General features: G+C 42.3%; 8 protein-coding genes. 3 read left to right on the forward strand and 5 right to left on the reverse strand.

Going from position 1 to position 10,801, the window contains the following annotated elements; genetic code table 11:
* Positions 1–572 precede the first annotated feature (572 nt).
* Positions 573–827 carry a hypothetical protein gene (locus tag QUB35_RS36915; protein ID WP_333147723.1) on the forward strand — a complete coding sequence of 85 codons (255 nt, stop codon included), beginning with the start codon at positions 573–575 and terminating at the stop codon, positions 825–827.
* Between the two features lie 99 nt (positions 828–926).
* Positions 927–1,175, forward strand: coding sequence for a hypothetical protein (locus tag QUB35_RS36920; RefSeq protein WP_333147725.1), 249 nt, complete (start codon positions 927–929; stop codon positions 1,173–1,175).
* Positions 1,176–1,509: 334 nt separating this feature from the next.
* Here QUB35_RS36920 and QUB35_RS36925 read toward each other — a convergent pair whose 3' ends face one another.
* The 5 genes from QUB35_RS36925 to QUB35_RS36945 all read right to left on the reverse strand — a co-directional run bounded on the left by QUB35_RS36925 (position 1,510) and on the right by QUB35_RS36945 (position 8,697).
* Entirely contained in the window at positions 1,510–2,043 is a 534-nt protein-coding gene (locus tag QUB35_RS36925) for a helix-turn-helix transcriptional regulator (protein WP_333147727.1), read from the reverse strand.
* A gap of 582 nt (positions 2,044–2,625) precedes the next feature.
* Positions 2,626–3,582: a DNA polymerase III subunit delta gene (holA, locus tag QUB35_RS36930; RefSeq protein WP_333147729.1), complete on the reverse strand. Its 957-nt coding sequence runs from the start codon at positions 3,580–3,582 to the stop codon at positions 2,626–2,628.
* Complete coding sequence (gene dnaX / locus QUB35_RS36935; protein ID WP_333147731.1) at positions 3,579–4,994, reverse strand: DNA polymerase III subunit gamma/tau; 1,416 nt, start codon at positions 4,992–4,994, stop codon at positions 3,579–3,581. Before dnaX ends, holA begins: the two co-directional genes overlap by 4 nt.
* Before the next feature lie 364 nt (positions 4,995–5,358).
* Positions 5,359–6,864 (reverse strand): DNA polymerase III subunit beta, encoded by a 1,506-nt coding sequence (gene dnaN, locus QUB35_RS36940; RefSeq protein WP_333147733.1) that lies wholly within the window; start codon positions 6,862–6,864, stop codon positions 5,359–5,361.
* A gap of 405 nt (positions 6,865–7,269) precedes the next feature.
* Positions 7,270–8,697, reverse strand: coding sequence for a DEAD/DEAH box helicase (locus tag QUB35_RS36945; RefSeq protein WP_333147735.1), 1,428 nt, complete (start codon positions 8,695–8,697; stop codon positions 7,270–7,272).
* A gap of 659 nt (positions 8,698–9,356) precedes the next feature.
* On the opposite strand from QUB35_RS36945, the gene QUB35_RS36950 reads away from it, so the two are divergent.
* Positions 9,357–10,748: a transposase gene (locus tag QUB35_RS36950; RefSeq protein ID WP_333147737.1), complete on the forward strand. Its 1,392-nt coding sequence runs from the start codon at positions 9,357–9,359 to the stop codon at positions 10,746–10,748.
* The last annotated feature ends 53 nt before the right edge of the window (positions 10,749–10,801 follow it).

Below are 10,801 nucleotides of genomic sequence, written 5' to 3' on the forward strand. Positions count from 1 at the left end.
GTTGATATAATTGGGAGGCATTGGTCACTCTAAGAATGAATCTTTTCTCTCTTACTACCGATAGGTAGGAAAAAGAAGGAGAGAGGAAATTCCAAAAAAACCAACTGGGAGTCGGACTGAATTTGGTGGCAATTATGGGTTTGGGTTCAGGAACTAGGGAAACGGTAGGTCTCTGGCTCACTGCGCGATTACCCTGCCCCGTGAGACGCTAGCATTAACACAGTACACTTGCTATGTATATAGCGGTTCTCAAGCAAGTGAGGCGTCAACTGCCCATTAAGCTGCTACGCATTTAAAGTGTCTATTGGGAATGAGGGGGAGAGAGGGAGAGGGGAAGAGAGTGCAGTTCGGAGTTGAAGGTTGGAATGTAGCAAAGAAGAGAGGGAGAGGGGGAGAAAAGGAGAAGGGGAGAGAGGGAGAAATTTTTACGCTTTTTCTACAAGGATTGAAGTATATAATTTAAAGACGCGACAGCTTACCAATTACCAATTACCAATTACCAATTACCAATTACCAGATGTACCTCATTTAACCCAGAAGTGTTATAGTATCCAATTAAGAATAATAAACCTATGCCTTACAGTAAGTTTACTCTCAGCAAAGCTGTCGATGATTTCCATCTCACAATCATTGAAGGCTCGCGTTTCTTACCAGAAATTTCCCCTGTCACTCCTAGCCTTTTACTACAGGAGACTCTTAAAGAAACGATTCCCTGGGCGATCGCGGTGAGTAGCGAAAAAGCTCGTTCTGAGGGTATCATCAATCCTGTATTACTGGAAGTAAAACGCCAGCTTCAAGGACAGATTAGCGTTTTTTCAGGCGAATAATTCAATGTAGAACCGGAGGCTGAACTCACAGGGTATGTTGACTTTCTTCTTAGTCGTTCCCCGGAGCAACTATTTATCAAAGCCCCTGCGGTTATATTGGTGGAAGCCAAAAAAGAAGACCTTAAACCGGCTCTTGGGCAATGCCTTGCAGAAATGGTTGCAGCTCAACGCTTTAACCAACAAAAGCAACAGCCGATATCGACGATTTACGGAACGGTAACTAGCGGTACTGTCTGGCGGTTTCTTAAACTAGAAGAGCAATGCGCGTCCATTGATCTTACAGATTATCCACTACCTCCTGTTGAGCAAATTTTGGGCTTTCTTGTTTGGATGATGCAGGAAAGGTGAGCTGCTTTTAAACGTTTTTTGAGTAGATCGGTTAACTGATTTTCACTGGGAAGTGTAATAATGATGAGAGTGGGTAAGTTTATTGCGGCTCGGAAGTTTATACAAATAGAGATGAGAGTGCGATTGTACCCTCAAAAACTGCTGCGATATCTAGACAATAACTCAATACGCTTGGGTTAACTGTTTTTGTCATTGCGAGCGTCTTCGCGTTAGCTTTCGCGATCCGTTCGCCGAAGGCGTTCGGTGAAGGGTAGGAAAGCAATCCCGTCTGTTTTTCACATCGTTTTACTGAACGGACTGTCTTACATGAACCGTATTGGACAATAAATAATGACTATTTTTCGACTCTCTGAGCTTTAAATTCTAACTGCTTTCGCTGTCGTTCTACAAACTCAGCCAGAGAACTTTTCCTCCCTTCCATCTCCTGAAAATCCACCACAAAACTAGCTGTTTTCAGCTCAACCGCTAAAGCTTCAGTAATATCGATAATTTCCACCCAACTCGCACATTGATAATCTGAGTCTTCGTATTGCTTAATTCGATTTTCTTCCAGCCCTAGTCTATCCGCAAGTTCTTTTTGAGTCATTTTTGCAGCAATTCGAGCTTTAATTAAGACTCTTGGCAGCTCTAAAATCGAATCTACTTCAATTTTGAGGTCTTGAGTGCGATCGTACCCCACCAATCTTTCATACTCAGCTATTTCTGCCCTAAAAGTATCCAGATGACTTTGGATAGATTCACGCATTACTAACCACCAAGGATCGTTCTTTTTTACCTCTTCATCTTGGGCGTCATACTGGGCTAGCGTAGACTCACATCTTTGCGCTAATTCTTGGGTATACTCATATTGCTTTTCGTTTCTAATCATGGCGACCACCTTACTAAATCTATAGCAATAATTTAGAAAAATTGGGTTGTCCTGGGTTTATGGTAAATACGGTATCAGGTACAACTTTTTGCGATTCTGTAATGCCCTCTCCATAAGGATATGCGGTTTGCTTATCACTACAAAATCAGACAAGCCAAAATTTGTAACAAGTCTGAACTTATTGTACAGTTTTTTATTCATAAATGTTAAGAAGGAATTTTACAAAAAATGAAACAAACAGGTTTTTTAGTAACTGCTCAATAACCGCTAAAAAAATACAATAATCGCTGGTAAATCAGGGAAAAGTCAGGCTAAAACCTAGTAATATTGTTTAATTTCATTCAGCTCCTCTAATTTTACCAGCGGTTATTGAGCAATACAGTTGACTTAACGCTTTTTTAGGAATTTCCTCTGACGATTTTCTAGGCAATACAGGCATTTTTTCCAAATCCGATTCTTCTTAAGTCAACCGTATTGGGTTATTGAGCAGTTATCTTTTTTAACCCTACCGTTGAAACAAACAGCTTTTTTAACACTCCTGTTAATGAAAGGCTGCCGAATCAACTCAGCAGCGCTTTCCTGTTAATTAAAGTGATTGAGTTGAGTGATTCTGAGCAAAGCAGGCAACATCGAGTCAGGCTTGTCTCCAGTTTTGAGGGCAATTTCCAAATCAAACAAAATGGAAAGCGATCGACTTAAACAGTTTGCAGATACTTCCTTAACCTCCTGCTTAAGGAAATACAGCCGTTTGGGGTTACTAATTCCGCACATACTAGCAATTTCGCTATCAGAACGTTGTTGGCCGGAATTGAGAGTAGCTTTTACCCACAGCCAAGTTTTAAACTGGGTTTGAAGAGTAGCAATAATTGCCAAAGGAAACTCTGCCCTTGAGAGCAATTCGTCAAGCACCTTAATTGCTGCCACTGCTTGACCTTTTAAAAGGGCTTCGGCAAGTTGAAAGCTACTGGCTGTGGTAGCGGGAACGAGGGCTTTTGCTGCCTCTTTCGTAATACGCTCGCCGTCGGTATAAATGGCTAATTTCTCTAGTTCACTGACTCTTCTAGCAGAATCGTTGCCAATGGCTACCGCTAGATAGCTGACAGCATCTCTGGCAATTGAGAGATTCATCTGTTTAGCAGTAGTAGCGATCGCACTTTCAATTAAGTCGGTACGCCAAGGGGGAATCAAAGTAAATTCCTTAAGTTGACCAAACTGCAACAAATGCTTGACCACCTTGAGCCGCTTGTCGATCGCACCAGCAGTGAAGACTAAATGCGTCGTGGTAGGTAACTGGGGCAAGATTTGGAGCAATTCTAGCCCAGTTTCTCCAAATTGCTTGAAATCGCAATTTTCAACGACAATAAGTTTGTTTCCTCCGCCGAAAGGAACTGAAGCAGCAGCAGAGAGGGCTGCATCCAGGGAAGAAGCATTTCTGCGGTGGATGTTGAAATCTCGCCAGAGAGGATGAGTTTGAGTCTTAAAATTTTCAACTTCTCGTTCAATTGCGTAAGTATCATTCCCAATTAGGATGCTAATCATGCTGCTAACTCCTCCTGTTGTTTGACAGTTACAGTAAGAGAGCGGCCTAAAGCTTTAGTAACGATCCGCTGCACGGATTCAAGGTGACTCTGAAACTTGTTCGCGTATTTTCTTTCTACTGCTAACACACATGAATCAGCCGAAAGTTCGGCAATTTGAGCGCGGTTTAAGAGGCTACGATTGCCTGGTTTCGCTGCTGCTACTACTTGCGCCCAAGTTGTCTCAAAGTCAGGAGAATCTGCCTCTATTTTTTGAGGGATTTTATCAAATTTGTCGGGCTGATTAGATGGGAAAGTTGCCGGCAATCGCATTTCCTTGGCTACAGGTTTGCTTGACAGCATCAAGTTCAGCAGGCAAACTTCTAACCACGTAGCTGCATTGGTGCTAGTTCTCAATTGAAATTCTGATTTCTGCAATTGTGCACAAGCCGCATCAATTGTTTCAAAATCCAGATGAAGAGCGAGCGATCGCAGTTGTGAGTAGCCTACTGGCCCTGCAATTAAATTTTGGCAGTGGCGCGTTGATTTGACAATGAGCAAATCTCTCATTGAGGCTAGCAAGCTACTGAGAATCAGTTTGGGGGTTTTGCCGCTGTCAATGAGCGTTCTCGAAGATTGCAGTACGCTTAAGGTATCGCCAGAATGAATGGCTTTGAGAAGGGCGATCGACTCTTGCTCGCTGATGCTGCCAGATACTTCTGCAACTTGAGTTAGGGTAATCTCTGAGTTTAGCAGTGAAAGCTGAGAGAGTAATTGCAAGGCATCTCTTAACCCTCCGTCGCAGGTGCGAGCGATCGCCCGCATGGCATCACTTGCGATCGCAATAGATTCAGCAGAGCTAATTTTGTGCAATTGTCCGACAATAGCATCAACTGACAAGGCTCGGAAGTTAAAAGTTTGGCAGCGGGAGATAATTGTCGGCAGGACTTTATGTGCTTCAGTCGTACAGAGAATAAACACCACATGAGCCGGAGGTTCTTCAAGGCATTTGAGGAGAGCATTTTGAGCGCTGGTACTGAGTTGGTGGCACTCGTCTAAAATCCAAATGCGGTAACGGCTCATCGCTGGGGCAAAGTTGCTGTGTTGTATTAATTCTCTGGCATCATCCACGCCATTGTGAGAGGCAGCATCGATTTCAGTTACGTCTAAGCTTGAACAGGAGTCAATGGTTTTGCAGCTTGAACATTCTCCGCAAGGAGTGGCGGTTGGCTTTTTGCTATTCAAACAATTGAGAGATTTAGCAAGGATGCGAGCGGTTGAGGTTTTGCCTGTTCCTCTGGGGCCGGTAAACAGGTAAGCTTGAGCAATTTTGTCGGAGGTGATGGCATTGGTCAAGGTTGTTTTGATGGTGTCTTGACCCACTAATTCTTGGAGGTTTTTGGGGCGGTATTTGAGGTGCAGTGGTTGGTACATTTTGAGTCGTTAGAATACTTCTGGTAACTATTCCCCGATAGGGGAGGCATGCCTGAAGTTATGCCATTTCTCAAAAATCTTGCTACAGAATTGTTAGCTTTGTTTGTGGGCTCTGTTTGTCAGGTGCGGATCTGTGAGATTGTTTGTCTAAATTAGGAATTTTTAATGGCGACACACCCTACGGCTACTATTGCATGAGTCTTGATAATTAGTATTAATATAAGTTGTTGGTGCGAGAGTATTGAACACACTTGTAGATAATTTTTATGTTAAAATAGGAATTTAAATTATCCTAATTTATACAGTAATAGGCTCCGAATTGGGGCAGGAGAGGGCATCAAATTTAGATGCCGCTCCCCACCTTTTATTCTTGCGGAGCGATAATGTATTCGCACTCCTTAGCCTCTGTACCCGACGCTGGTATTCCAAACGGTGCAATCAGTATGGGAGCCGTAGGAGTTGCCATTAACATCCGCAAATCCGAACTAGAAACAGCTTTAACTGTATCAATTAAATAGCGGATGTCGCACTTGATCCGAAAGTCACAACCGAATAGTTTGGCATCAACTATCTCAGTACCAGAACTGAGAGTATTATTTAGTGAAATTCGCACTTGTTGACTATCTAAATCGAATTCAAAAATTGCTGTAACATGGGACTTATCGCTGTGAGAAGCTAACCGCTCTAAGGCTTTTAAAAAGCTGAGCTTCTCTACCACAATTTGATGGCTAAGTTCATGCCGATAAGGAGCAATAATCTGGTCGCAATTCGGGTATTTTCCTTCTAATAACTGCGCTGTCAGCCGCCAATTGTTCCACTCAAAAGCAACAAAGTTATTGCTATTGTCAGGCTCAGTCTCATAGTAAATAGCTACTCTGTCAGTGGGATTCAAAGTCCGCTCTAATACCCGGAGTACCTTAGTGGGTACTGTAAATTGCACGTTTCGAGTGTTCAAAATATCGGAATCACTGCTTTCACTGAATCCTACAACCATTGCTATCCGATGTCCGTCTGTTGTCCAAACTCTCAATTGAGAAAGTCCCCTTTCTGCGTCGTGGCTTAGTTGAAAGTTAGCTCCAGTTAAGATACGTTTGGTTTCTTCAGAACTTACAGCAAATAAGCTGGCTTTGAGGACAGCAATTAACACGCTAGCAGGAATGGTCACAAGTTTTTGTTCAAGGCTCTTGATAGCAGGGAATTCGTCCGCAGTTAGCCCACGAATGACGTGCTTGCTCCTTGATGCAGTCAGAGTGGCACTGACTGATGGAACGTCACTTCCTTTGATAATTTCCCAAGAACTCTTTAAGGTAACGCGACTTTTCGGAAATTTTCCGAGAATGTCTGCGAGTATGGTTGCAGGGAGAGTGAGCTTTCCAGATTGATTGATATTAGCTTCAAAACTCGCTTGTATCCCAAATTCCAGGTTATAAGCAGTTAAATGCAATTGTCTAGTTGCGGCATCTGCTTCTATGAGAATATTGGATAAAATGACATGGTTGTTATTGCTATAAATGCTGGTTTTGAGAGTTTGGATGTAATCATTTAATTCTCTGGCATCACAGGCAAATTCAACGATTGAAGGGGAAGGGGAAGGAGAAGGCTCCGGCAATGTCTCATCGTTTGATTTAGCTCCTAAATCAGAAGCATCTGTGGCTGAAACTGGTGTATATTCTGTGGATTTTTCAGAGGGTTCTACTTGTTCTGAAAGTGCTGTTTCCGGTTCAGAAGTTGAAGAACCTTTTGTGATTTTTGTAACAGATTTTTCAGCCTTAGCGGAATTAGTCGCTGTTTCAGGAGAGCGTTTTTTCTTGGTTGCTCTCTGTACTACTTTTTGCTGAGGGGGTGTTTCTGTAAGTCTAGATTTTGCCATAATTAGTTGTGTGTCAGAAGTTCGATTTGCCGCTGCGGTAGCAGCACTCGCGAGCGGTGGCTGAAAAAAGAGAGTCGAAGTGTGGAAAGAGTGGAACCAATATGGTTGAGAGCAGGTGGATTATTGTAATTATTCTTTAACAATTAAAGGTAATAATCAACCTTTATTTTAGGATGATAAATTTGAGCTTGTTGATTAATAAAATCGTAATCTAAGTAGCAGTTTTTGGGAGTGCATCTTGTCGAAAAAAAGAGAGCGAAGCATTCCGGCATATAAGTTATTGGTGAACGTCTTATATTTACGGAGGTCATGCTTCGCCCTACTGATATATTATTCTAAGTGAGATGCCGCCTTTTTCACAAACCGATTTATTGCTATTTTCTCCCTACTTTCTACTGCCTATCATCAAAAGTTACTTGAACCAGATTTAGTTAAGTATCCTAATGCAAGTTGAACTCTGGATGAAATTGGAGGAACAAATAGTATCCGTTGGCGGCAGCGACTCGTTCCGACATACAAGAGGCGGTGGTATTCTTTAAGTTTCTGTTTGCTGCTCATTTCTTTTCCCACCAATAGCCGAGTCAAAATGTCATTAATGTCCAAACCCACTTCATCAAAAGTGCTGCCTTGAGAATTGTGAATAGTCAGGGCAAAGCAATTGTCAATTTCGGCAAATATGTCGTCCTTAAACCAATAATACTTGCGCCATAAAAATCCGCTGCGCTTGGCACTCTTGAGTTTTTCCTTAAGTTCAGCCTGGTAGCGTTTATTTTCGGATTCATGCAGCACAAAGATTTGCCGAAATAAACCGTCATCGGTCACAATCTTTAAAAGCCATACTCGATAGCCGTAGTGTTGGCTCGTTTCAACTTCTTTAATGGTAAATTCAGTTGAAGTGGGCAAAATAACGGTCTTACCATCAGGGGCCATGATTGGTTTCTTAGTAATCAGCCTTTCTCCCGGTATGAATCTGGGGGCTGTTTGACCGTAAACTTGTTCTCGGAGGGCCTGATTGTAATAGTTGACTTGCTTGTTTGTCCAGCACAGAATCCGAAAGCAGTCAGGGTTGGAAGTGAATTCGCGCTTGATGGTTTTGAGGGCGTATTGCAGGAGTGTTTCTGGCTTAACTTTGAATGCACCGTTAGATTTGTTCCCTTGAGTGTAGGTAGAATGTGGCAAGAACATATCGGTTTTATTCTTGACACAAGAACGGCATTCGGTGATGAAGTCGAGGACGGGACTTTCTCCAGCTTGCCTGACAACTTCGGTTAGCATAGTTTTATTGGTAATGCTGAAGACAGGCGAGCGTTTTTCTCCGACGGGGTTAAGCTGAGCTGGGTCGCCCATGAGAATTAATTTGCGGTGGTTGAACAGGGTACGTTCAAATCTACGCTCAATCCAAGACCATAATTGAGTTCCAACCATCGAACATTCGTCAAGAAAAATGATATCGTAGAGGTGGAGGTAACAACAGCTTGTCTGTTCTAAGACTTTCTCTTGTTCTTTGCGAACTATGCCTAAGCCTAAAAGTTGGTGTATTGTCAGAAAGTCTACTCCGAAAATACCTTGAGAGGCTGCCATTTTTCTGAGAATACCGACGGCTTTGTTAGTAGGTGCAGTGAGGACAATGCGCTTGCTTTGACTCAAGAGTTCTTGGATAATTTGAAAGACGATTGTGGATTTTCCAGTTCCTGCGTAGCCGCACAGCAAGAAGAATGACTCGGTAGTGGTTAGAAAGCTTCTTAATTTGTCGATGGCTTGCTGCTGTTGCGGTTTGAGCGTGAAGGGAAATTGTGTAAGTTTCTGGGGTTGTTCGAGTAAGGTTTGAATCATTAGTTAGCGTCCATTACTAATTTTATCAACCTCTGATTAAGCGTTAGCTTGACGGGGAAGTCTTTCAAGAGTAGGTTTTTTAGATTCCGGGCAAGGAAGATTCCTAAGTCTTGTTAATAAAACTTTTAAGACAAATAGGAATTTTTTCTGTTTTTTGTCCCAGCAAAAAAGCACCGTTTACACCCTACGGAGTGCTCGCTACTTCCCACTCATCTCCTAAATGGCATCCTTTCTAAATCAAGTTTAACAACTTTTTCCAGAGCTTCAAGACGCTTGTTTAATGTTTTATGTCGGGGACATGCTACAGCATACTCATATTTAGAACCTGTATGTTGCAGTTCATAAATTTGGCACTCAATTAAGTTGCTCAGGTGTCCGACTAGCTTTTTGACAGGTATTAGCCACGCTTTAGCTAGTGTTTTAGCTAGCCAGACGGGAATCCCCACACTATACCGACGATCGAAGGTTAGTGTGGGATGAAAGGCTTGTGAGGCGAGGATTCCACCTGCTCACGACCTCAAAAGTATAATCTTGAGCACTGAACAGGTGGATGACGAGACGAACAAAATCTTTATTTAATGAGCCAATTTTGTTTTTCGACATAATTTTTCAATTACTTGACACAAAATAACATTTTCTGGTACATTATTGCTAAATAAATGCGTAAAAGTCGTAGCGCAGTGAAGACAACATACCAGTATCAATTTTATCCCGACACTAATCAAAAGTTAACCCTTAACCACTGGCTGAGAATTTGCCGTTATTGGTATAACAGACAGTTAGGTGATCGCTTTGATTGGTGGGAGATGAATCGCACTACTGTGAATGCTTGTCCATTGATAGCCAGTATCTCTGCACCCAGGGAAAAGCCCAACTACTACTCGCAAAAACAACAATTGCCCGTCATTAAGAAAGACTTGGTAAAAGTTTTTCATAGTGGCGAGCTATTGGACTTTAAACAGGTAGATTCAACTATCCTGCAAGATGTATCTAAGCGAGTAGATAAAGCATTTGAACGGTTTATCGTAGGTGATAGCAAGGGTGGAAAATCGGGTAGACCTCGATTTAAGACTGAAGCGGATTACCGGACGATGACTTTTTCTACGGCTAACAACGATTGGATTAAGTTGGTTCGCAAGAATTGGATTTACATTCGATTACCGAAGTTGAAGGTTGTAAAAGTTCGGATGCACCGTTCAATCCCCGACGGATTTACCATCAAGCAAGCTAGTGTAACCAGAAAGGTTGATGGTTGGTTTATTCAATTAATGCTCGAAGACTCTTCTGTTCCCGAGTTCACACCTGACAAAATTAGCCCAAATTGGGATAATTCAATTGGGTTGGATGCAGTGCTGAATGAAGATGTCTATTTGGCAACGTCGTCAGGCGAGAAATTACCCTCGTTAAAACCGCTTCGTAAAAACCAAGCCAAGTTAGACCGTATCTCAACAAAACGAAATAAACGGAAACGAGGTTCTAAGTCTCGACGTAAATTAGCTAAAAAAGAAGCAAAACAACATCAAAAAATAGCTCGTTCTCGTCAAGATTTTCACTATAAGACTGCTCAAAATTTGGTGAGATCGGGAGCTAAATTCTTTTTTCATGAAGACTTAAACTTGAAGGGCTTAACTAAACGAAACAAAGTCAAGCAAGATGATGATGGAACTTACCTTCCAAACGGTCAATCAGCCAAATCAGGACTAAATAAGTCTTGGTTAGACGCTGCGTTTGGTCAATTTTTTAAGACGCTGGACTACATAGCCGAAAAAGCTGGAGCAGTCGTCATTCCGCAAAAGCCTGCCTACACCTCAATGGTTCTCAGCTATCGGAATGAAATTATTTTCACCGATTGCGGTATTCGAGACTATTGGGATGAGCAAAATTCTTTGATGGTTGATCGTGATATTAATGCTGCGATTAATTTGAAAAGACTGGGGTTGGACATTTTCCCCAGTATAAAACGCCGTAGCGGGAATCTATCTGTAGTAGGAACTATGGATGATAGTACCGCGAAGGAAATTTTGTATGCGCGACCTGAACTGGTCGTTTAGTCCGAGGAGCCCACTCCTCTAAGGGTTTCACACCCCTTACCCTCACGGAAAAG

Origin of the sequence: Microcoleus sp. B13-B6 (assembly GCF_036705405.1) — a bacterium.
In the GTDB taxonomy this organism is placed as follows: Bacteria; Cyanobacteriota; Cyanobacteriia; order Cyanobacteriales; family Microcoleaceae; genus Microcoleus.